Source organism: Caulobacter sp. CCG-8 (assembly GCF_037402475.1).
GTDB lineage: Bacteria > Pseudomonadota > Alphaproteobacteria > Caulobacterales > Caulobacteraceae > Caulobacter.
Map to the genome: position 1 here is coordinate 130,199 of NZ_JBBEUD010000013.1, position 20,931 is coordinate 151,129.

20 protein-coding genes are annotated in these 20,931 nt (G+C 70.2%); 12 read left to right on the plus strand and 8 right to left on the minus strand.

Annotation, left to right across the window (positions count from 1 at the left end; genetic code table 11):
* Positions 1-118: 118 nt before the first annotated feature.
* The 3 genes from WAE60_RS14480 to WAE60_RS14490 all read right to left on the minus strand — a co-directional run bounded on the left by WAE60_RS14480 (position 119) and on the right by WAE60_RS14490 (position 3,314).
* Entirely contained in the window at positions 119-1,123 is a 1,005-nt protein-coding gene (locus tag WAE60_RS14480) for an aldo/keto reductase (RefSeq protein ID WP_337687241.1), read from the minus strand.
* A gap of 276 nt (positions 1,124-1,399) precedes the next feature.
* Positions 1,400-1,999 (minus strand): glutathione S-transferase family protein, encoded by a 600-nt coding sequence (locus WAE60_RS14485; protein WP_337687242.1) that lies wholly within the window; start codon positions 1,997-1,999, stop codon positions 1,400-1,402.
* Between the two features lie 133 nt (positions 2,000-2,132).
* Positions 2,133-3,314, minus strand: coding sequence for an aminotransferase class I/II-fold pyridoxal phosphate-dependent enzyme (locus WAE60_RS14490; RefSeq protein ID WP_337687243.1), 1,182 nt, complete (start codon positions 3,312-3,314; stop codon positions 2,133-2,135).
* Between the two features lie 96 nt (positions 3,315-3,410).
* Between WAE60_RS14490 and WAE60_RS14495 the strand changes: the two genes are divergently transcribed.
* The 4 genes from WAE60_RS14495 (at position 3,411) to WAE60_RS14510 (ending at position 5,765) form a co-directional block, all read left to right on the plus strand.
* Entirely contained in the window at positions 3,411-4,073 is a 663-nt protein-coding gene (locus WAE60_RS14495; protein WP_337687245.1) for a DUF4328 domain-containing protein, read from the plus strand.
* A gap of 82 nt (positions 4,074-4,155) precedes the next feature.
* A complete protein-coding gene (locus WAE60_RS14500) occupies positions 4,156-4,482 on the plus strand; it encodes a DUF1330 domain-containing protein (RefSeq protein WP_029907142.1) in 327 nt (108 codons plus the stop codon).
* A gap of 93 nt (positions 4,483-4,575) precedes the next feature.
* Positions 4,576-5,070 carry a VOC family protein gene (locus WAE60_RS14505; RefSeq protein WP_337687249.1) on the plus strand — a complete coding sequence of 165 codons (495 nt, stop codon included), beginning with the start codon at positions 4,576-4,578 and terminating at the stop codon, positions 5,068-5,070.
* 41 nt (positions 5,071-5,111) lie between these two features.
* Complete coding sequence (locus WAE60_RS14510; protein WP_337687251.1) at positions 5,112-5,765, plus strand: dihydrofolate reductase family protein; 654 nt, start codon at positions 5,112-5,114, stop codon at positions 5,763-5,765.
* On the opposite strand, the gene WAE60_RS14515 is transcribed toward WAE60_RS14510, so the two are convergent.
* The 3 genes from WAE60_RS14515 to WAE60_RS14525 all read right to left on the minus strand — a co-directional run bounded on the left by WAE60_RS14515 (position 5,762) and on the right by WAE60_RS14525 (position 8,400).
* On the minus strand, positions 5,762-5,983 hold the full coding sequence (locus WAE60_RS14515; protein ID WP_337687252.1) for an alkylphosphonate utilization protein: 222 nt from the start codon (positions 5,981-5,983) through the stop codon (positions 5,762-5,764). The two genes, WAE60_RS14510 and WAE60_RS14515, sit on opposite strands and share 4 nt — an antisense overlap.
* 150 nt (positions 5,984-6,133) lie before the next feature.
* Positions 6,134-7,048, minus strand: coding sequence for a tyrosine recombinase (locus WAE60_RS14520; RefSeq protein WP_337687253.1), 915 nt, complete (start codon positions 7,046-7,048; stop codon positions 6,134-6,136).
* Positions 7,045-8,400 carry a hypothetical protein gene (locus WAE60_RS14525; protein ID WP_337687254.1) on the minus strand — a complete coding sequence of 452 codons (1,356 nt, stop codon included), beginning with the start codon at positions 8,398-8,400 and terminating at the stop codon, positions 7,045-7,047. The genes WAE60_RS14520 and WAE60_RS14525 overlap by 4 nt, the downstream gene beginning before the upstream one ends.
* Before the next feature lie 220 nt (positions 8,401-8,620).
* Here WAE60_RS14525 and WAE60_RS14530 point away from each other — a divergent pair, with 220 nt between their 5' ends.
* The 4 genes from WAE60_RS14530 (at position 8,621) to WAE60_RS14545 (ending at position 12,175) form a co-directional block, all read left to right on the plus strand.
* Positions 8,621-9,232, plus strand: a complete 612-nt coding sequence (locus WAE60_RS14530) for a shikimate kinase (RefSeq protein WP_337687256.1) — start codon at positions 8,621-8,623, stop codon at positions 9,230-9,232.
* Entirely contained in the window at positions 9,229-10,338 is a 1,110-nt protein-coding gene (aroB, locus tag WAE60_RS14535; protein WP_337687258.1) for a 3-dehydroquinate synthase, read from the plus strand. Before WAE60_RS14530 ends, aroB begins: the two co-directional genes overlap by 4 nt.
* 188 nt (positions 10,339-10,526) lie before the next feature.
* Positions 10,527-11,525, plus strand: coding sequence for a VOC family protein (locus WAE60_RS14540; protein WP_337687259.1), 999 nt, complete (start codon positions 10,527-10,529; stop codon positions 11,523-11,525).
* Between the two features lie 140 nt (positions 11,526-11,665).
* Positions 11,666-12,175: a cupin domain-containing protein gene (locus WAE60_RS14545; protein ID WP_231499369.1), complete on the plus strand. Its 510-nt coding sequence runs from the start codon at positions 11,666-11,668 to the stop codon at positions 12,173-12,175.
* Between the two features lie 15 nt (positions 12,176-12,190).
* On the opposite strand, the gene WAE60_RS14550 is transcribed toward WAE60_RS14545, so the two are convergent.
* Complete coding sequence (locus WAE60_RS14550; protein WP_029907132.1) at positions 12,191-13,024, minus strand: helix-turn-helix transcriptional regulator; 834 nt, start codon at positions 13,022-13,024, stop codon at positions 12,191-12,193.
* 161 nt (positions 13,025-13,185) lie between these two features.
* Between WAE60_RS14550 and WAE60_RS14555 the strand changes: the two genes are divergently transcribed.
* The 4 genes from WAE60_RS14555 to WAE60_RS14570 all read left to right on the plus strand — a co-directional run bounded on the left by WAE60_RS14555 (position 13,186) and on the right by WAE60_RS14570 (position 17,627).
* Positions 13,186-14,124: an alpha/beta fold hydrolase gene (locus WAE60_RS14555; protein WP_337687261.1), complete on the plus strand. Its 939-nt coding sequence runs from the start codon at positions 13,186-13,188 to the stop codon at positions 14,122-14,124.
* 56 nt (positions 14,125-14,180) lie between these two features.
* Positions 14,181-15,464, plus strand: a complete 1,284-nt coding sequence (locus WAE60_RS14560; RefSeq protein ID WP_156035541.1) for an HlyC/CorC family transporter — start codon at positions 14,181-14,183, stop codon at positions 15,462-15,464.
* Between the two features lie 192 nt (positions 15,465-15,656).
* Positions 15,657-17,255, plus strand: a complete 1,599-nt coding sequence (locus WAE60_RS14565; protein WP_337687263.1) for an HWE histidine kinase domain-containing protein — start codon at positions 15,657-15,659, stop codon at positions 17,253-17,255.
* Positions 17,256-17,258: 3 nt separating this feature from the next.
* A complete protein-coding gene (locus tag WAE60_RS14570; protein WP_029907128.1) occupies positions 17,259-17,627 on the plus strand; it encodes a response regulator in 369 nt (122 codons plus the stop codon).
* A 135-nt stretch (positions 17,628-17,762) separates the two neighbouring features.
* Here the strand turns inward: WAE60_RS14570 and WAE60_RS14575 are convergent, their stop codons facing one another.
* Positions 17,763-20,633 carry a TonB-dependent receptor gene (locus WAE60_RS14575; RefSeq protein WP_051695027.1) on the minus strand — a complete coding sequence of 957 codons (2,871 nt, stop codon included), beginning with the start codon at positions 20,631-20,633 and terminating at the stop codon, positions 17,763-17,765.
* Between the last annotated feature and the right edge of the window lie 298 nt (positions 20,634-20,931).

Sequence of the window (20,931 nt, forward strand, 5' to 3'; positions counted from 1 at the left end):
CCCTTGTGGGGAGGGTGGCCCTGGCGGAGCCAGGGTCGGGTGGGGTTACTGAGTCAGCAGGCCCCACCCGTCCGCTTCGCGTCCACCCTCCCCACAAGGGGGAGGGAAGACTGGAGGGCTACCGCCCCACCATCGCCAGGCCCGCCGGGGTGTAGCGCTCGCCTTCGATCGCCGTCTCGGGCACGGCCGCGGCGATCCTCGCCAGGTCCTCGCTCGACAGGGTCACATCGACGGCGCCGACGTTCTCCTCCAGGCGACTGATCTTGGTGGTGCCGGGGATCGGGGCGATGTCCGGGCCCTGGTGGAGGATCCAGGCCAAGGCCAGCTGGGCCGGGGTGACGCCCTTGTCGGCGGCGATCGTCGTCAGGGCCTCGACCAGCGACAGGTTCTTGGCCATGGCCTCGCCCTGGAAGCGCGGCAGGGCGCGGCGGAAGTCGTTGTCGGCCAGCGGCGCGTCGGCCTTGATCGCCCCGGTCAGGAAGCCGCGGCCCAGGGGGCTGTAGGGCACCAGGCCGATGCCCAGCTCGCGCAGCACCGGCAGGGTCTCGGCCTCCAGCTCGCGGAACCACAGCGAATACTCGCTCTGCAGGGCGGCCACCGGCTGGACGGCGTGGGCCCGGCGGATGGTCTCGGGACCGGCTTCCGACAGGCCGAAATGCTTGACCTTGCCCTCGGCGATCAGGTCCTTGACCGTCCCGGCCACGTCCTCGATCGGCACATTGGGATCGACGCGGTGCTGGTACAGCAGGTCGATCACCTCGACGCCCAGGCGCTTGAGCGAGGCCTCGGCCACCTCGCGGATGTGCTCGGGCCGGCTGTCGGTGCCCCGCATGCGCGAGAAGCCCTCGCCCGTGCCCTCCGGCGCGATGTCGAAGCCGAACTTGGTGGCGATCACCACCTTGTCGCGGAAAGGCTTGAGGCCCTCGCCGACCAGCACCTCGTTCAGATAGGGGCCGTAGACCTCGGCGGTGTCGAAGAAGGTCACGCCCAGGTCCACCGCCCGGGCCAGAACCTTGAAGGCGTCGGCCTTGTCCAGCGCGGTGCCGTAGACCTGGCCCATCCCCATGCAGCCGAGACCGATGGCCGAAACTTCCAGCCCGTCGCCGAGTTTGCGCGTCTTCATGAGGAGCTCCTGATGTTGGATGTCGCGTGGGAAGGCCCGCCTTCCACGGGGGAAGATGGGGGCCGTCCGGCCCGACGATAAGAGCGCGAAATCGACGGCGCAGGAATGGGCAAGAGGTTTGCCGGATCGAGCAAACACTTCTGAGTTGTCATCCCGGAAAGCGCGGAGCGCTTGTCCGGGCCCCAGGTGAACCGCAACGCGCCAACCCAGTCCCCTGGGTCCCGGACAGCCTCTCCGAGGCTTCCGGGATGACAACGAAGAGGGGGTTCGCTGACTTCAGTCGAAGGGCGTAGCCAGGAAGGCCGGGGTCGCCTCGGCCCGCGCCGTCAGCGCCGCGAGCGCCGGGCAGGTCGCCGCGTCGATCGAGCCCGGCAGGGTGCGGATCGCGAAGGTCCAGACCACCGCGCAGGTCAGCCAGGCCTGCGAGCCCTCGAATCCCGGCGGAGGCGCGGCGACCTCCGCCTCCAGCAGGCGCCAGGCCTCCGCCAGCTGTCCGCGCACCCGCTCGACCCACGGGCCGTGCTGCTTGTCCTCGGGGCGCAGGTTGAACTCGTAGACCAGCGAGACGGTCTTCTCGCTGGCGGCCAGGGCCAGGCCCAGGATCCGCTGGGCGCGAGCGTGGTCGGCGAGGTCGGCCGGGCCCAGGCTCCGCCCGGCCAGGCGCTCCAGGTGCTCGAGGATCAGGCCGGAGTCCATCAGCACCACGCCGTCGTCGGTCACCAGGGTCGGCGCCTTCACGACGGGATTGATCGCCGCGAAGGTGTCGTAGTGCCGGAACACCGACACCGCCTCGTGCTCGAACGGCAGGCCCAGCAGGCGGGCCGAGATGGCCACGCGGCGCACATAGGGCGAGTCCAGCATCCCGATCAGTCGCATCGTTGGTCCTCTGAAAACCCTCTCCCAGAGGGAGAGGGAGGGGCCCATGCGCAGCATGGGAGGGTGAGGGGTTAAAACGTCAACCGGCGCGCCGGCACGGCTTCCGCGAAGAAGGCGGCGAAGGTGTAACCCCTCACCCTCCCACGCCTCCGGCGCGGGCCCCGCCCTCTCCCTCAGGGAGAGGGTTTTTCGAAGCAAACCAGGGCGTGATCCGCCGCAGGGCCTCCTCGACCTCTGGGGTCGACACCGCGAAGCTGAAGCGGATGAACCGCCGGCCGTCGACCGGGTCGAAGTCGACGCCGGGGGCGGTGGCCACGCCCGTGTCGCGCAGCAGCTGCTCGCAGAAGGCCAGGCTGTCGTCGGTCAGGTGGCCGATGTCGGCGTAGATGTAGAAGGCCCCGTCCGGCGGGGCGATCGAGCCCAGGCCCAGGGCCGGCAGGGCGTCCAGCAGCAGGGCGCGGTTGGCGCGGTAGACGTCGAGGTGGCCCTCCAGCTCGTCGAGGCAGTCCATGGCCACCAGGCCGGCGTGCTGGCTCAGCGACGGCGGGGTCAGGAACAGGTTGCCCATGAAGGCCCGGGCCCGCTGGACCTGGTCCTGCGGCACGACCACCCAGCCCAGCCGCCAGGCGGCCATGCTGAAGTACTTGGAGAAGCTGTTGACGATCAGGGCCTGGGGCTCGAAGGCCAGCATCGAGCGGGCCGGCTCGCCGTAGCTGAGGCCGTGATAGATCTCGTCGGAGACCACCCGGATCCCGCGCGCGCGGCAGACCTCGGCGATGGCCTCCAGCTCGGCGGCGGGGATGATCGTGCCGGTGGGATTGGCCGGGCTGGCGATGATCACCCCGGCCGGGGCGGGCTCCAGGGCGGCCAGGTGGGCGGCGGTCAGCTGGAAGCGGCTCTCGGCCCCGCAGGCGATCTCGACCGGCTCCAGGTTCAGGGCCTTCAGCGTGTTGCGGTAGGCCACGTAGCCGGGCCGGGCCAGGGCCACGCGGTCGCCGGGCGCGAAGTTCGAGGCCAGGGCCAGCACCAGGGCCGGCGAGGCCCCGCAGGTCAGGATGATCCGCTCGGGATCGACGCTCACCCCGTCGAGATCGGCGTAGCGCCTGGCGATCGCCGCCTTCAGCAGCGGGCTTTCCCAATAGCCCATGCCGTCGGTGTCCAGCACGTGGTGGGCCTTGGCGATGGCCGCCTGGGGCGCGCCCGTCGACGGCTGGCCGAACTCCATGTGGATGATCGATTGGCCCTGCGCCTTCATCTGGTGGGCCAGACGGCTGATGGCGATGGCGTGGAAGGGTTCGATGTCGGAAGCGGCCATGCAGCGTAACTAGTGCGCGGCGGAGGAGGCGGCAACGGCGGCGTTGTGGGCGGCGTCGAAACGGTCTAGCTCGGACCGGCTTGGGGGAGCGACATCATGAAGACCAGGAAGGTCTATACGCCGAAGGATCCGAGGAAACGCGCCAAGGGCGCGATCATCGGCGCCGTCCTGCACATGATCGCCGTCGCGATCATCGGCGGACTGACCTTCGTGCACCTGCTGAAATTGTCCGGCGCGGGCGACAAGGTCACCGACGGCGTCGCGGACAGCTTCGACCCCTATCTGATGGCCTATGGCCTGGCGGCGATCGCCTACCTCGCCAGCCTGCTCGTCAACCTGGTGCTCTTCCTGATGTGGGTGCATCGCACGAACCGCAACGCGCAGACCCTGTCCGCCGGCATGGAGGTCGGGCCCGGCTGGGCGGTGGGCTGGTTCTTCGTGCCCTTCGCCTCGCTGTACAAGCCGTTCCAGGGGCTGGACCAGACCTGGCGGGTCAGCATCGATCCCACGCGCTGGCGCGCCCTGGACACGCCGTCGCTGCTGCGCTGGTGGTGGGGCTTCCACCTGACCAGCAACATCGGCGGCTCGCTGTCCAACATCGTGGGCAAGAGCGAGGGCGCCGCGTTCCTGGCGGCCTCGACCGCGATCGCCATCGTGAGCTTCGCCGCCGGCTTCATCGCCAGCGCCCTGGCGATCCGGATGATCCGGAGGCTCACCGCCAGGCAGACCTCGGCCCTGGACGCCGCCGCCTTCGCCTGACCGCGCGCCATGACCTTCGAGGTCATCGCATCCGGCCGTTTCCCGCGCGAGGCTCTCCCCGTCCACGACGAGGAGCCTCGCCATGCCCGCCTACGCCATCGCCCATCTGCGCAGCGTCGATTTCGGTCCCGACATCGTCGAATACCTGCGGCGCATCGACGCCACGCTCGAACCCTTCGACGGCCGCTTCGTCGTGCACGGCGCGCGGGTCGAGGTGCTGGAGGGCGATTGGCCCGGCGACATCGTGATCATCGCCTTCGCGGACCTGGCGACGGCCCGCGCCTGGTACGCCTCGCCCGCGTACCAGGCCATCCTGGCCCTGCGCACCGACAACGCCCGGGGCGACGTGATCCTGGTCCCCGGCTGCGATCCCGACCACAAGGGCGCCGACCTGCTGGCGGCCGCGTGAGGCCGGCCGTTCGTCGAAAAGCGCGGGCCGATGTCGGAACCGGCGCGTCTTGATCGTCCTTCGCTCGACAACCGTTCAACGGAGGCCACGCCCGTGCAGAAGATCACCCCGTTCCTGTGGTTCGACACCCAGGCCGAGGAAGCCGCGAACTTCTACGTCTCGCTGTTCCCCAACTCGAAGATCAAGAACATCGCGCGCTATCCCAGCGACTCCCCGCCGCCGGCCGGACCGCCCGGCAAGGTGATGACCGTCGACTTCGAGCTGGACGGCCAGGCCTACACCGCCCTGAACGGCGGGCCGCACTTCACCTTCACCGAGGCGGTGTCGTTCATGGTCCACTGCGCCGACCAGGCCGAGGTCGACCGCTACTGGGACGCCCTGACCGCCGACGGCGGCAAGGAGAGCCAGTGCGGCTGGCTGAAGGACAAGTACGGCCTGTCCTGGCAGATCGTGCCGCAGCAGCTGATGGACCTCTATTCCAGCCCCGACAAGGCGGCCGTCGGCCGGATGTTCGCCGCCATGATGAAGATGGTGAAGCTGGACATGCCCAAGCTGAAGGCCGCTTTTGACGGCGAGACCGCGGCCTGAGGCCGGCGGTCGCGGATTTCAATCGATAGAGGAGACTCAGGGTGGGTCGAGTCAGAGTCGCGGGGTTCTCCCTGTCGCTGGATGGGTTCGGCGCGGGGCCGGATCAGAGCCTCGAGGACCCGCTGGGCAAGCGCGGGACCGAGCTGCATCGCTGGTTCTTCGGGACCAGGACCTTCCAGGCCATGTTCGGCCAGGGCGGCGGCTCCGAAGGCGTGGACGAGACCTTCGCCCACCGCTCGATGGACGGCTTCGGGGCCTTCATCCTGGGCCGCAACATGTTCGGCCCCGGACGCGGGGAATGGCCGGACGACGGCTGGAAGGGCTGGTGGGGCGACAACCCGCCCTACCACGCCCCGACCTTCATCCTGACGCATCATGCCCGCGAGCCGCTCGTCATGGAGGGCGGCACCACGTTCCACTTCGTGACGGACGGCATCCACGCCGCGCTCGAACGCGCCCGTGACGCGGCGGGGACCCTCGACGTCAAGATCGGCGGCGGGGTCTCGACCGTCCGCCAGTACCTGCAGGCCGGGCTGATCGACGAGCTGCACCTGGCGATCTCGCCGGTCCTGCTGGGGCGCGGCGAGTCCCTGTTCGAGGGCCTGGACCTGCCCGCCCTCGGCTACCGCGTGACGGACTCCGTCGCCACGGAATTGGCGACGCACGTCGTGATCGGGCGCGAGGCGGGCGACTAGGCCTTCTTCACGAACTCCGTCCGCAGGACCAGGCCCTTCACCTTGTCGACATTGGCCTCGATCTCGTCGGGGTCGCCGGTCAGGCGGATCTTCTTGACCAGGGTCCCGCGCTTCAGCGTCACGCCGCCCGAGCCCTTGACCTTGAGGTCCTTGACCAGGGTGACGCTGTCGCCGTCGGCCAGGATCGCGCCGTTGCTGTCGCGGGTTTCGTCCGACATGGGGGTTCTCCGGAAGGGTGGGGGTGCGTAGCAGCGCCGGCCCGCCTTGTCATGCCGCGCCTCAAGGTGGGGACACACACTCACCCCACGGCTTCGCCAGTCCTGCAACCGACGGGGCCGTGAGTGTGTGTCCCCTGTTTGGCCCGCGACCTACCCCTTCTTCGCCAGCGGATGCTTGGACTTCACCACCTGGGCCAGGTGGTCGCCGGCCACGTGGGTGTAGATCTGGGTGGTGGCGATGTCGGCGTGGCCCAGCAGGGTCTGGATCACGCGCAGGTCGGCGCCGCCCTCCAGCAGGTGGGTGGCGAAGGCGTGGCGCAGGACGTGGGGGCTGACCATCTCGCGATCGAGGCCGGCGGCGACGGCGGCGTCCTCCAGCAGCTGGGAGACCCGCCGCGCGGTCAGCTTGCCGCCCTTGCCGCGCGACGGGAACAGCCAGGGACTCTCCTTGACGCCCTTTGGCAGGAATTGCGGCCTTGCCTCCAAATAGGCCTTCACCGCCGTACGGGCCGCGTCGTTCAGCGGGGCCAGCCGCTCCTTGCCGCCCTTGCCCTTGACCATCAGGAAGGCCGGATCGCGGGCCAGGGCCGCCAGGGGCAGGTTCAGCAGTTCGGATATCCGCAGGCCCGAGGCGTAGAGCAGCTCGATCATGCAGGCCAGGCGCAGGCCCTGGCCGCCGTCCTTGGCGGCGGCCGCCGCGATCAGCCGCTCGACGGCGTCGCGCGACAGCACCTTGGGCAGGGGCCGGCCGGCCCGGGGGGCCTCGACCCGGCGGGATGGGTCGTCGGCGCGCCAGGCCTCGCCCAGCACGAAGCGGTAGAACTGGCGCAGGGCCGAGCGGCGGCGGGCGGCGGTGGCCGGCGACAGCCCGCGCGCGCCCAGGTCGGCGAAATAGGCCTCGACGGCCTCGGCCGACGCCCCGTCCAGGTCGCCGCGCGAGGCCAGGAACAGGCGGGCGTCGGCCAGGTCCTTCTCGTAGGCGGTCAGGGTGTTGCGGGCGGCCGCGCGCTCCACGGCCATCATCTCGAGGAAGGCGTCGATCCAGCCGGACGCGGAGGCGCTCATTTCACCTGCAGCGCCAGCAGCCCCTCCACGGCGAAGGCGCGGGCGTCGGTCTCCAGGCCGGCCTTGAGCAGGGCGCGGACCAGGCGGGCGCGGTCGACCGGACCGGGGCCGGACGGACCGGCGTCGGCGGCGATCGACAGGGCCAGCAGGGCGGCCTCGCCCTGGCGGCCGGCGGCGGCCGCGTCGTCCAGCACGGCCAGCCGCCCGGCGGTGGCGGCGGACTTGCCGGGGTCGAAAGTCGCGAACCGGGCCCGGGCCTCGGCGTCCATCGGCGCGCCGAAGGCGGCCAGGATCAGGGCGGCCGGCTGGGCCGGCGACTTGGCGCCACCCTGGACGCCGCGCTCGATCAGGCCGTCCAGGACTTGGCCGTCCTTCCTGCCCTCGGCGGCGGCCAGGGTCGCGTCCAGCAGGGCCAGGTCCTGGGTGGTGGCGCCGGGGACGCTGTCGCCGGTCAGCTTGCCCCGGATGGCCTGGGCCGTGGCCGCGTCGCCGGCCGCGAGGGCGGCGCGGGCCAGCAGCACCGGGTCCTCCAGGGGCGCGTCGGCGCCGGCCAGGGCGGCGATCGCCGGGAGCGAGGCCTTGGCGGCGTCGGCGAAGGCGGCCAGGCCCTTGGCGGCGCGCAGGGCGGCCAGGACCTGGGCCTGGGCGGCGGTCAGGTCGGCCGCGACCTCGACCGGCTTGGGCGGCGGCTTCAGGGCCGGTGCGGCGCTGGCGACGGCGGCGGCCGACGACAGGTCCAGCCCCAGCTTGCGCGACAGCGCGTAGTTGACGCCGTTGCGCAGATTGGCCGCCCCGGCGGGCGCGCCCGACAGCAGGGCGTTCATCAGCCGGGCGTAGTCGGCGTCCTTGGTCTGCTGGACGGCCAGGCTGAGGGTCAGCTGGGCGGCGTCGTGCTGGTCGCCGATCGCCTGGCAGAAGGCCCGCAGCCGCAGCCAGTACGGTCCGCCCCGATCGGCGCTGAGCGCCTCGCCGATCTTGCAGGCCTTGTCGTCGGCGCCGGTCATCAGGGCCGCCTCGGCCGCGGCCATCGACAGCGGGGCGCTGGCGGCCACGCCGGGCGCGCGGTCCAGCACGGCGTCCGCGCCCTTGGCCTCGCCCAGGGCGATCAGGGCCAGGGCGCGGGTCGCGCCCAACTCCGGATCGTCACCCATGCCGGCGGGGGCGTGGGCGCCGGTAGACAGCACCCGCCGCGCCAGGCCGGCGGTCGCCGGCGACAGCGGCTTGGCCGCCAGCTTGGGCAGGGCGTCCTGGGCCACGCCCGGCGGGGCGTCCTTCCAGAGGTCGGCCGACAGTCCCGTCTCGGCGGCGGGCGCCGAGAACAGGTCCGGCGCGGCCAGGGACTGGACCTGCACCTGCGCCCACGCGGGCGGGGTCGAAACCAGGGCCGCCGCCAAACCGAGGGCAAGGGGGGCGAGGGCCGAACAGGTCGTGAGTCGCTTGGAAGGAGCCATGGTTCAACTATGCCGCAGGACAGGGGTTGGCGAAACTTTTCGCCTCGCCGGGCACCCTGGACGCGGCTTTGGTCCAAACCTTGGCGGGAGGCCTCGCCGTCGTGTAAACCGCCAGCAGGCCATGACCGACGATCCCGCCCCTTCCCCTTCCGACCTGCCGGGTCCCGACCCGAAGGCCGCCCTGCGCCGCAAGACCATCGTGCTGGTCGGGCTGATGGGCGTGGGCAAGTCCAGCGTCGGCCGCCGCCTGGCCGCGGCCCTGGACCTGCCGTTCCGCGACGCCGACAACGAGGTCGAGGCCGCCGCCGGCCGCTCGATCCCCGAGATCTTCGCCGAGATGGGCGAGCCGGCCTTCCGCGACGGCGAGCGGCGGGTGATCGCCCGGCTGCTGGACGAGCCGCCCCACGTGCTGGCCACCGGCGGCGGGGCCTTCGTCAACGCCGAGACCCGCGCCCTGATCAAGTCCAAGGCCGTGGCCGTCTGGCTGAAGGCCGACCTGGAGCTGCTGGCCCGCCGCGTGGGCCGCAAGGAGGGCCGGCCGCTGCTCAAGAACCGCGACCCGATGGACGTGCTGCGCGAGCACGCCGCCGCCCGCTATCCCGCCTATGGCGAGGCCCACCTCACGGTCGAGACCGGCGACACCGCCCACGGCGTGGCGGTCGAGGCCGTGATCCAGGCCCTCAAAAGCCATTTGGAGGGCCGCCTGCAACCGTCTGAAAGCGAGACCCAGTGATCACCACCATCCCCGTGGGCCTGGGCGCGCGCGCCTATGACGTGGTCGTCGGCACGGGTCTGATCGACCGGGCGGGCGAGCGCATCGTGCCGCTCCTGAAGCGCAAGCGGGTGGCCATCGTCACCGACACCATCGTCGGCGAGCATCACGGCGAGCGCCTGGCCGCCGCCCTGGAGCACGCGGGCGTGGCGACCGACGTGATCCTGGTCCCGCCGGGCGAGGAGACCAAGAGCTTCGAGGGCCTGGCCGACCTGTCGGACAAGCTGCTGGCCCTGAACCTGGAGCGCGGCGACATGGTCGTGGCGTTCGGCGGCGGCGTCGTGGGCGACCTGACCGGCTTCGCGGCGGCGATCTACAAGCGCGGCATCGACTTCATCCAGATCCCCACCACCCTGCTGGCCCAGGTGGATTCGTCCGTGGGCGGAAAGACCGCCATCGACACCCCGCGCGGCAAGAACCTGATCGGCGCCTTCCACCAGCCGCGCCTGGTGCTGGCCGACCTCGACATCCTGGCCACCCTGCCCGCCCGCGAGCTGGCCTGCGGCTACGCCGAGATCATCAAGTACGGCCTGCTGGGCGACTTCGCCTTCTTCGAGTGGCTGGAGGCCAACGTCCAGGCGGTGCTGGAGCGCGACACCTCGGCCCTGGTCCGCGCCGTCGGCCGCTCGGTGGAGATGAAGGCCGAGATCGTCGCCGAGGACGAGAAGGAGGCCGGCCGCCGCGCCCTCCTGAACCTGGGCCACACCTTCGGCCACGCGGTCGAGGGCGAGATGGGCTTCGGCGACGCGCTCAAGCACGGCGAGGCCGTGGGGCTGGGCATGGCCCAGGCCTTCCGCTTCTCGGCGCGCCAGGGCCTGTGCCCCAGCCAGGACGCCGTCCGCGCCGAGGCCGCCATCAAGGCCGCCGGCCTGCCGACCAAGCTGTCGGACATCCGCCCCGAGCCGTTCAGCGCCGACGCCTTGATCGCCCACAGCGCCCAGGACAAGAAGGCCGAGGGCGGGATGCTGACCTTCATCCTGGTGCGCGGCATCGGCGACGCCTTCGTGGCCAAGGACGTGGATCGCGCGGCGCTGCGGGCGTTCCTGATCGAGGAAGGCGCGGTCTAGACGCCGGGGACATGCGCTCGCGCGGGCCCCCAACAGAGGCGGAGCGGAAGATGGGGACACGCCCAAGGGCATGTCCCCGTCGGCGCCGAATTTGACCTCCCGCCGCCAGAACTCATGACCTCCGGGGTCATGGCTCCGCTTACGGCGGCGTGCCAGCTTGCGCCGTCCCGTCACGGAGCTTTCTCGCCTTGCGTCCTCTGCTCGCCCTTTCCGCCCTCGCCCTCTCGCTGGGCCTGGCCCTGCCCGCCCAAGCGGCCCCCGCCCCCGCCGACAAGCTGGACCACGCGCTGCTGTGGGGCCGCGACATCGACCAGGTCTCCACCGTGCTGGCGGTGAAGCTGGGCTTCCAGGTGCGGCCCGGGCGCAACCCCGGCGGGGTGGCCAACCGCTACATCCGCCTGGCCGACCAGGGCTATATCGAGCTGCTGGGCATCACCCGGCCCGACGCCGAGATGGACCCCGGCATGCAGGCCGACCAGGCCTCGCTGCATGGCGGGGCGGGATCGCGGACGTTCGGCCTGCACTCGGCCGCGCTGGACCAGGCCCAGGCCGCGATGAAGGCCCGGGGCCTGCCCGCGACGCCGATCTTCACGGCCGCCGCCGACGATCCGGACGGCCAGGGCCCGGGCAAGCCGCCGCGCTGGCGGCTGTTCGCCTTCGAACGCCCGGTGTTGTCCAGCAACCTGTTCCTGATCGACTACGCCGCCCCGAAGTCCGACCCGGCCAGCGTCGCCGACGACAAGACCGCCCGCCAGCATCCGAACGGGGCGCGGTCGCTGTCGGCCTTCTGGCTGCTGTCCGCCGACGCCGCGGCCGACAAGGCCGGCCTGGAGAAGCTGGGCGTGCGCGGCGCGATCCCCGTGCGGGTCGCGCAGGTCGGGGCCAAGGGCTACTGCGTGGCCGTCGGTCCGAACGCCGTGCTGGCCCTGGAGCCGGACGGCCCAGGCGTCGCCGCCGACGCCCTGCGCGGCGGCGGCCCGCAGGTGCTGGCCGTCAGCCTGGGCGTCGCCGACCTGGACGCCGCCAAGCGGCGGGTCGAGCGGGGGTACGAGACGACCCTGGCGGCCTATCAGGGCCTGTCCGGGGCGTCGTTCCTGGCCCCGACCCGCGCGGACCTGGGCATGCTGATCGAGTTCCATGCGGAGACGGGCAAGGGGCCGTGCGAGGGCTTGCCCCCTCTCCCATAGGGAGAGGGTTCAAGAAGCGTCCGCAACGAGCCTTTGGCGGCCTCGGTCAGATCCCCCGCCTTTGGTCGAGGTGGCTCGGCAGGCCGGAGGCCGCTAGCTTGAGTCGGCGACGATAGGGTCGCGACCTGGGGAGAGCTGCGATGACCACCATGGCCAAGGCCTTCACGATCTGCGCGGCCTCGGTGCTGCTCGCCGTCTCGTCGGGCGCCGCTTCCGCCCAGACGTCCCCCGCTCAAGCCGCCGACCCGACCGCTTTCGCGAGCGGCGCGGACGTCCAGGCCCAGGTCCGCGACATGCTCGCCGCGATGAAGCCCGACCAGGGGTTCATGTGGCGCCCCCTGGTCCGCGACGGCGCCACCGTGGCGGCGATCGAGATCTGGAAGAAGCCGGGCCGCCCCGCCGTCCACCCCGCCGAAGCGGAATACGCCATCGTGCTGGACGGCGCCGGCACGCTGGTTTCGGGCGGGACCATGGCCGATCAAAAGGTCACCAACCCCAACCTGGTCGAGGGAAGCCGGATCGAGGGCGGCGCGACGCGGACGCTCGGCCCGGGCGACGTCATCCTGGTCCCCGCCGGCGTGCCCCACTGGTTCGGCATCTCCGGCGAGCGGCTGGTCCTGCTGGGGATCAAGCTGCCCCAGGCCAAATAACCGACGCCCCGCGCCCTACGCCCCCTCCGCCAGCCGCTCGCACACCGCCGCGGTGTGATCGTCCGCCGGGAAGGCGCATTCGATGCGCATCTCGTCCAGGGTCACGTCGCGCGGCAGGGCGAAGGTGGTGATGGTCTCGAAGAACCGCAGCTCGCCCAGCGGGCTGCGGAAGCGCATGGTCTGGATCGGCGACGGGGCCTTGTCGACGTCGCGGAAGCGCCAGCGGGTGGGCACGTCGGGATAGCGCAGGATCTCGTCCAGCAGCTGCTGCGGGCGCGGGTCGGTGGGCGAGACGGCGATCTCGTGGTGCAGGTGGCCGACGAAGCCCTCGGCCACCTCCTGCCAGTTGACGATCACCGGGCGGAAGTCGTCGGGGTCGAACACCTGGTGCAGCAGGTTCTTGTGCCGGCTCTGGCGGCCCATGGTCAGCTGGTCGATGCGCGCGGTGGCCTTGTTGACCTGCAGGACGTCGAAGTGCCGGTTGATGACGAAGGCGGGGTACGGCTCCTGCTTGGCCAGGATCAGGTCGATGGCCTTCTGCATCCGCTCCAGCTCGGGGGTGTCGAGCGTGGTCTCGGGATATTTCGGGGCGTAGCCGGCGGCGGTCAGCAGGGCGTTGCGCTCGCGCAGCGGCATGGCCAGGGCGTCGGCCAGACGGGTCAGGACCTCGCGGCTGGCCTGGGCCTTGCCGGTCTCGATGCAGCTGAGGTGCCGGGTCGAGACGCCCGCCTCCATCGCCAGGTCCATCTGGCTGAACCGCAGCGCCGCCCGCCATTCCCGCAGGAGCCGGCCGATCGGCGGCTGGGCGGCGGCGGCCGGGGTGCGCGACGCGGCGGACGAAACGCTCATTCTGACCCTTTGACGCGAAGAGACCGGAGGCTTGCCGAGCAGGTGGTGGCCCGGCCCATGACCTCCAAGGTCATGACGCCATGATTTGCAGCGTAGTTGAGATGACCCGGACGATCTTCTTACATCGCCTTCATCTGAAGCAGCGGGCGCGAGGCGTTGGAATGTTGAGACGAGACCTGTTGGCCGGCGGACTGGCTGTCGTGGCGACCAGCCCGGCCAGGGCCTCGCCGTCGGAATGGACCCCCGCGCAATTCCACGCCGCCCGGCGCTTCGTCGACCTGGACGTCGGCCGGATCGCCTATGTCGAGCGCGGCTCGGGGCCGGCGGCGATCTTCCTGCACGGCTATCCGCTGAACGGCTTCCAGTGGCGCGGCGCCATGGCCCGGCTGGAGGGCCATCGGCGCTGCATCGCCGTCGACCTGATGGGCCTGGGCTACAGCGACGTGGCGGCGGACGCCGACCTGTCGCCCGCGGCCCAGGCGGCGATGGTGGTGGCGGTGATGGACAGGCTGGGCCTGAAGGCGGCCGACCTCGTCTCCAACGACAGCGCCACGGGCGTGGCCCAGCTGGTCGCCGCCGGCCATCCGAAGCGCGTGCGGTCGCTGCTGCTGACCAACGGCGACGTCGACACCAACAGTCCGCCTCCTCCGTTCATGGGCGCGATCGAGGCGGCGCGGAACGACCAGCTGGTCGGCTGGTTCGACAGGCAACTGGCCGACAACGCCTTCGTCCGGTCGCACGACGGCATCGGACGCGGCTACACCCATCCCGACCAGGTGCTGACCCCCGCCGTCGTCGACACCTACCTGCGGCCGCTGACGGGGCCGGACAAGCGCCGCCGCCAGGGCCAGGGCTACGCCATCGCCATGCTGCCCAATCCCCTGCCCGCCGCCGCGCCCGCCCTGCGTGCTTTCGACAAGCCGGTGCGGATGGTCTGGGCCCGGAACAACGAGCTGTTCGGCGACGAATGGGCGGCCTGGCTGGATCGGACCTTCCCGAAGTCGCGCGGCGTGCGCTTCGTCGAGGACGCCAACCTGTTCTTCCCCGAGGAGCGCCCGGACCTGATCGCCGAGGAGGCCCGCAAGCTCTGGGGCGTGTGACCGCCCCCATCGACGGCCTCCCGCATTTCCGGGACGTGGCGTAAGAAGGATCCATGATCCTGACCGCCATCCTCGGCCTCGCGCCGATCATCATCGTCCTGCTGGCCATCTCGGCGCTGTTCTCGGCCGCCGAGACCTCGCTGACCGCCGCCTCGCGGGCCCGCATGCACCAGCTGGAGCGCGAGGGCGACCGGCCGGCCAAGCGGGTCAACACCCTGCTGGCCGACCAGGAGACGATGATCGGGGCGGTGCTGCTGGGCAACAACCTGATCAACATCCTGGCCTCGGCCCTGACCACCCAGGTGCTGACGGCCGCCATCCCCGGTCCGTGGGGCGTGGCGGCGGCGACCGGGGCGATGACCGTGCTCGTCCTGGTGTTCGCCGAGGTGCTGCCCAAGACCCTGGCGATCCTGAAGTCCGACGACGTGGCCCGCTTCCTGTCGGCCCCCACCCTGCTGGTGGTCCGCCTGTTCGGCCCGATCATCTACGCCATCCAGTGGATCGTGCGGCGCACCCTGAGGCTGTTCGGCGTCAAGCTGGACATGGCGGTCGACGTGCTGGCCGCCCACGAGGAGATCCGCGGCGCGGTCGAGTACCACCACTCCGAAGGCGGCGTGGAGAGCGGCGACCGGCGGATGCTGGGCGGGGTGCTGGACCTGTCGGACATGGACGTCTCTGAGATCATGGTCCACCGCAAGTCGATCACCCTGATCGACGCCGACCTGCCGATCCGCGAGCTGGTGGCCGAGGCCCTGGAGGCCCAGCACACCCGCATCCCGCTGTATCGCGAGAACCCGGACAACATCGTCGGCGTGCTGCACGCCCGCGACCTGCTGCGGGCCCTGGCCGCGGCCAACGGGGCGATCGACGACATCGACGTGGCGGCCATCCAGCGCGAGCCGTGGTTCATCCCCGACACCACCAACCTGAAGGACCAGCTGAACGCCTTCCTCAAGCGGCGCAGCCACTTCGCCCTGGTGGTCGACGAATACGGCGCCCTGCAGGGCCTGGTGACCCTGGAGGACATCCTCGAGGAGATCGTCGGCGAGATCGAGGACGAGCACGACACCAAGGTCGAGGGCCTGCGGCCCCAGCCCGACGGCTCGGTCCATGTCGACGGCCACGTCACCGTGCGCGACCTGAACCGGGCCATGGACTGGCGCCTGCCGGAAGGCGATGCGGTGACCATCGCCGGCCTTGTGATCCACGAGGCCCAGACCATTCCCGAGCCGGGGCAGATCTTCATCTTCCATCACCACCGTTTCCAGGTGCTGCGCCGTCAGCGCAACCAGGTCACCGGCCTGCGGATCAGCGGCCGCCTGGACGAGGGGGCGCGCTAGGCCCCGCGCCCCAGGGACTGCGTCGGGGACCCGACGCAACCGCTTGATTTTCTCGGATTTCACAACGAAGACGCTTCCAAGCCTCAACCGCAGGGCGCAGGATGACGTGGGCTTGGAACTATCACCATAACGGCGCGTTTGTGAGCACGCCCGCGGATGGCGGCAGGGGGGATCAAGGGCTTGGTCAGGGCGATGAGCCGCGCCGAAGGGGACGAGGTCGAGGACCTTCTGGCGCGCCTGGGCGCCGCCGAGGAGGCCCTGGCCGAGGAGGTGCGCCGCTCGCGGGCCCTCAACCGCATCGCCGAGGCCATCGGGGCCGGCCATGACGCCGAGACCCTGGTCCAGACGGTGGTCGACGGCGGCGTCGAGCTGACGGGCGCCCAGTTCGGGGCGTTCTTCTACAACATCGTCGCCCCGGACGGCGAAAGCTACACCCTCTACAGCCTGTCGGGCGCACCGCGCTCGGCGTTCGAAGGCTTCCCGATGCCGCGCAACACCGCCGTCTTCGCCCCCACCTTCAAGGGCGAGGGCGTGGTGCGGTCGGACGACATCACCCAGGATTCCCGCTACGGCCGCAACGCCCCGCGCAGGGGCATGCCCGAGGGCCACCTGCCGGTGCGCAGCTATCTGGCTGTGCCGGTGATCACCCGCGAGGGCGCCGTGCTGGGCGGTCTGTTCTTCGGCCATCCCCAGGTCGGCCGCTTCGGCGCGCGGGCCGAGAGCCTGATGGTCGGCCTGGCCGCCCAGGCGGCGGTGGCCATCGAGTCGGTGCGCGCCCGCGAGGCCGCCCACGCCGAGCTGGCCCAGCGCCGCGACGCCGAGGAGCGCCTGAAGTTCGCCCTGGATTCCGGCCGCCTGGGCTCGTGGGAGCTGGATGTCGAGACCCGCGCCTACTTGGCCTCGGACATCTGCAAGGCCAATTACGGCCGCCGCTCCGACGAGGACTTCACCTTCGACGACCTGGTCGCCTCGGTGCATCCGGGCGACCGCGACCGGATGACCGCCGCCATCGAGGACGCCATCCGGCACGGCGCCGAATACGACATCGAGTACCGGGTGCGCGCGCCGGTCGGCGAGACCCGCTGGGTGCACGCCCGCGGCCGCGCCGCCCAGACCGCCGACCACGGCGGCGCCCGGCGCATGGCCGGCGTGTCGCTGGACGTCACCGAGCGCAAGCGCGCCGAGGAGCGCCAGAAGCTGCTGGTCAACGAGCTGAACCACCGGGTGAAGAACACCCTGGTCTCGGTGCAGTCGATCGCCAGCCAGACCCTGCGCACCACCGAGACGCCCGAGGCCTTCCGCGACGCCTTCGAGGGCCGGATCATGGCCCTGTCGCACACCCACGACCTCCTGACCCAGCAGAACTGGGAAGGCGCCAGCCTGCGCGAGATCTTCGATTTCGAGCTCGAGGCCTTCGCGGCCCGCGACCGCATCGGCTTCGACTACGACCGCGACCTGCAGCTGAGCCCCAAGGCCACGGTGGCCCTGGGCATGGCCGTGCACGAACTGGCGACCAACGCCCTGAAATACGGGGCCCTCTCGGTCCCTGGGGGCGAGGTGCGGGTGGTCTGGGCGGTGGAGTCGGGCGAAACCGACGAAAGCCCGGCCCTGCGCCTGACCTGGACCGAGCGGGGCGGCCCGCCGGTGGTCGCGCCGACGCGTCAAGGCTTCGGCGCGCGACTTCTCGAAAAGGGCCTGGCGGGCGAACTGTCCGCACAGGTCAGCCTAGCCTATGATAGCCTCGGCCTAGCCTGCACCATGAGGTTGCCGATCCGTGCTTTGGAGCCCTGAACAATGAAGACCCTCGCCGCCCTCAAGGTCCTGGTGGTCGAAGACGAAGCCTTGGTCTCCATGTTGGTGGAGGACATGCTCAGCGACCTGGGTTGCGTCGTGGTCGGTCCGGCCGCCGAGCTGGAGGAGGCCCTGCGCCTGGCCGGCTCCGCCGACATCGACGCGGCCCTGCTGGACGTCAATCTGGGCGGACGCCCGATCTTCCCGGTCGCCGACGCCCTGAAGGAGCGCGGCGTGCCGTTCGCCTTCGCCAGCGGCTACGGCGAGGCCGGCCTGTCGGAAGGCCACAAGGGCGCGACCGTGCTGCAGAAGCCGTTCCGCGAAGCCGACCTGCGCAAGGTGCTGGAGAGCCTGGCCGCCCAGGTGGCCTGACGGCCGCGCCGACGCGCGCCGATCCGGCAAAGAAAAAGAGCGGCGGGAAGCTCCCGCCGCTCTTTCCTTTTGTCTTGCGTCCGGGTTCCCGCCGACGCCGCCGGCCCGTGAGGGTCGGCGGCGGGGCTGGCGGGACTACCAGCGCTTGTTGATCTCGAACACGAACCGGCGACCGCGCAGGTCGTAGGCGTTCAGCGCCGAGACGCCGATCCGGAACTGGCCGGCCGACTGGGCCGGGGGCAGTTCGTCGAAGACGTTCAGCACGCCCAGTTGGACCGACAGGTTGTCGAACTTCTTGCGCACGGTCAGCGAGTGGTACGCCGTGAACTCGGTGTACTGCTTGGAGTACAGGTTCTTGTTGTACCGGGTGCTCGAGTGGATATCGCCACCGTCAATCAGCTCGGTGTCCGAGGCCTTGCCGTACATGTCGACCGCCCAGTTGACCGTCCAGTCGTTGTGGTCGAACCGGGTGTTGATCACGCCGGTGAAGTCCGGCTCGGTGGTTTCGCCGTTGTGGTCGTCCGGCTCGCCGCCTTCCAGCAGGTTGGTGACGTCCTCGAACTGCCAGGTGAACTGACCGTCGATGGTCAGCTTGCCGGCGGTGAACTCGTGCTGGTAGCGCGAGTTGAAGTCCAGGCCGCGGTTCTTCTGGCTGGCGACGTTCAGGTAGTTGTCGTTGATGATCGTGACGTCGTGGCTGACCGGGTCACGGTTGAACAGCGAGCAGAAGTCGTTCGGGTAGTTGTTGCCGCCGTAGCAGGCGTTGAGGATGTTGCCGGCCCCGAAGTTGGCGACTTCGTTGTTCACCTCGATGTCGAAGTAGTCCAGCGCCAGGCTCAGGTCCATGAAGCTGGGGGTCCAGATCACGCCGAAGGTCGCGGCCTTGGAGGTTTCGGCCTTCAGGCGGCCCACGCCGCCGCCGGTGCTGACCAGCGGGGTCGAGGATTCCACGTAGTCGTCGGGGATGCCGGCGGCCGCGCAGTTCTGTTGCAGGCGGGTGTTGGTCGATTCACCCCAGCGACGGCAGGGGTCGACGCCGTTGAAGAACGAGGTCTGGTCAGCCAGGTACAGTTCGTACAGCGCCGGGGCGCGGAACGAGGTGCCGTACGACGAGCGGATGCGGAAGGCCGACGACAGCTGCCAGTTCAGGCCGACCTTGTAGGTCTCGTCCGAACCGTAGCTCTTGTAGTCGGTGTAGCGGCCCGACAGGCTCAGATCCAGCTTCTCGATCGCCGGCAGGTCCTTGAAGATCGGGATGGCCAGTTCGCCGTAGATTTCCTTCACGTCGTCGCTGCCGGCCGTGCGGCCCGCGGTGCTGTAGCCCCAGTAGTTGGCGTTCTGGGCATTGAAGCCGGGGGTGTCGTCCAGCTTGTCCTTGCGGTAGGTGGCGCCGAACGCCGCGCCGACCGGGCCGGCCGGCAGGGTGAACAGGTCACCGCTGATCGAGCCTTCGAACGAGTACTGGGTGTACTTGGTCGTGCCGGTTTCCTGACCGATCAGGAAGGCCTTCTGGGCCGGGGTGAGGTTGCCGGCCAGCACGTTCGGATTGAAGTAGTCGATGTTCATGCACGAGCCGCCGGAGATCGTGATCTCGGACGGGTCGCAGCCCAGGCCGCTGCCGCCGGTGGTGGCGTAGACGCGGTCGGCGTAGATGAAGTCGCTGGTGTATTTGGCGTCGGACTTGCCGTACTGGCCGTAGACGTCCCAGTCCCAGTTGTTCAGGAAGCCGGCGCCGTTGATCGTGCCGCGCAGGCCGCCGACGACACGACCGTAGTCGATCGTCTCGCGCTGGAAGTGCGGCAGCAGGATCAGCGGGATCGCGTCGCCCGACGCGCCGCCGGCCTGCAGGCCCGCGGCGACCGAGTTGTTGGGGTTGTCGCCCGACACGGTCTCGAACAGGTACATGATGCTGGTGCCCGACGACTTGCGGCGGTTCAGCAGCACTTCGGTGTAGGCCTCGACGTTCGGCGTGATGTCATAGCTGCCGGTCAGGTAGATCGTGCCGCGCTTGACGGGCGAGATCGCGTCCGAGTTCTGGTAGGCCGCGTTGTCGTAGTTGGCGTACGGATAGGTGGCCGGCTGGCCGGCGCGGGCGGCGCGCACCCAGTCGGGCAGGAAGCCGCGCGTGGTCAGGCCCGCCGCCGGATAGCCGCCGGGAGGGGCCTTGGACAGGGTCGGGTCGTACTGGAAGATGCCGCCGTAGACGTCGGCCGCCTGCCAGGCGTTGTTGACCGCGTTGTAGCACTTGTAGTGGCCGGTCGCCGGATCGATGAAGTCGACGCGCTCGCCGGTCACGGCGTCGAAGCGGTAGTCTTCGGCGCAGGAGGTGTATTTGCGGTCCTTGACCTTCAGCGCCTTCTGCTCGTTGTAGTCGGCGGTCAGGTTGATGTAGCCCTTGTCGAACACCTTCCCGGCGGTGCCCGAGATCCGATAGGTCTCGCCTTCGCCGCGGGCCGGGACCGAGCCGTAGACGTTCAGCTCGACGCCGTCGAAGTCCTTCTTGGTCATGATGTTGACGACGCCGGCCACGGCGTCGGAGCCGTAGATCGACGAGGCGCCGTCCTTCAGGATTTCGGTGCGGTCGATGATCGACGACGGCAGGACGTTCAGGTCGACCGGGCCGACGGTGCCGCCCTGGCCGGCCGGCGCCAGGCGGCGGCCGTTCAGCAGGACCAGGGTGCGGTTGGCGCCCAGGCCGCGCAGCGAGATGCTGCTGATGTTCTCACCGCCGGTGATCACATAGCCGGTCAGCAGGTTGTTCGACTGGAACGAACCGCTGGCGGCCGACGACTTCTGCAGGATGTCCCCGGTGTCGGCCAGGCCTTGCAGGGTGGATTGCTCCGAAGTGATCACCTGGATCGGCGAAGCGCTGGTGTATTCGTTCCGCTTGATGCGCGAACCGGTGACGACCAGGGCTTCGACTTCGCTGTCCGAGGAGGCGGTCGACGAGCTCGACGTCTGGGCGAAGGCTGTCGGCGCGGCCGACAGAGCGATGACACCCGCCAAGATTGAACTTGTGAGCAGTGACTTGCGATCAAGCATATGGACCCCTCAATTTTTAGCATGTCGGGGACACGACAAAAAAATTGCGTCACCCCCGATTGCGGAGAACGCTATTCACCTTCACTGCGTCGCTCAACGATAAGAAGCGCGTGAGCAAACTTCGGCCGAACAGCGTTACAATCTGGTCACAGTGCCGCCACGAATGCGACACGGCGCCGCATTGTGCGGCGTTCCACCGGCAAACGGTGGGTTGGAGACCGATGCAATCTGGATAGATTACCCTAGGCGGGGGTGTTTCGTC

What these genes read in the sequence shown, in the direction of transcription:
- WAE60_RS14480 (WP_337687241.1), bottom strand. Translation starts at nt 1,123, where the DNA reads ATGAAGACGCGCAAACTCGGCGACGGGCTGGAAGTTTCGGCCATCGGT.
- WAE60_RS14485 (WP_337687242.1), bottom strand. Translation starts at nt 1,999, where the DNA reads ATGCGACTGATCGGGATGCTGGACTCGCCCTATGTGCGCCGCGTGGCC.
- WAE60_RS14490 (WP_337687243.1), bottom strand. Translation starts at nt 3,314, where the DNA reads ATGGCCGCTTCCGACATCGAACCCTTCCACGCCATCGCCATCAGCCGT.
- WAE60_RS14495 (WP_337687245.1), top strand. Translation starts at nt 3,411, where the DNA reads ATGAAGACCAGGAAGGTCTATACGCCGAAGGATCCGAGGAAACGCGCC.
- WAE60_RS14500 (WP_029907142.1), top strand. Translation starts at nt 4,156, where the DNA reads ATGCCCGCCTACGCCATCGCCCATCTGCGCAGCGTCGATTTCGGTCCC.
- WAE60_RS14515 (WP_337687252.1), bottom strand. Translation starts at nt 5,983, where the DNA reads ATGTCGGACGAAACCCGCGACAGCAACGGCGCGATCCTGGCCGACGGC.
- WAE60_RS14520 (WP_337687253.1), bottom strand. Translation starts at nt 7,048, where the DNA reads ATGAGCGCCTCCGCGTCCGGCTGGATCGACGCCTTCCTCGAGATGATG.
- WAE60_RS14530 (WP_337687256.1), top strand. Translation starts at nt 8,621, where the DNA reads ATGACCGACGATCCCGCCCCTTCCCCTTCCGACCTGCCGGGTCCCGAC.
- WAE60_RS14545 (WP_231499369.1), top strand. Translation starts at nt 11,666, where the DNA reads ATGACCACCATGGCCAAGGCCTTCACGATCTGCGCGGCCTCGGTGCTG.
- WAE60_RS14550 (WP_029907132.1), bottom strand. Translation starts at nt 13,024, where the DNA reads ATGAGCGTTTCGTCCGCCGCGTCGCGCACCCCGGCCGCCGCCGCCCAG.
- WAE60_RS14555 (WP_337687261.1), top strand. Translation starts at nt 13,186, where the DNA reads ATGTTGAGACGAGACCTGTTGGCCGGCGGACTGGCTGTCGTGGCGACC.
- WAE60_RS14565 (WP_337687263.1), top strand. Translation starts at nt 15,657, where the DNA reads ATGAGCCGCGCCGAAGGGGACGAGGTCGAGGACCTTCTGGCGCGCCTG.
- WAE60_RS14570 (WP_029907128.1), top strand. Translation starts at nt 17,259, where the DNA reads ATGAAGACCCTCGCCGCCCTCAAGGTCCTGGTGGTCGAAGACGAAGCC.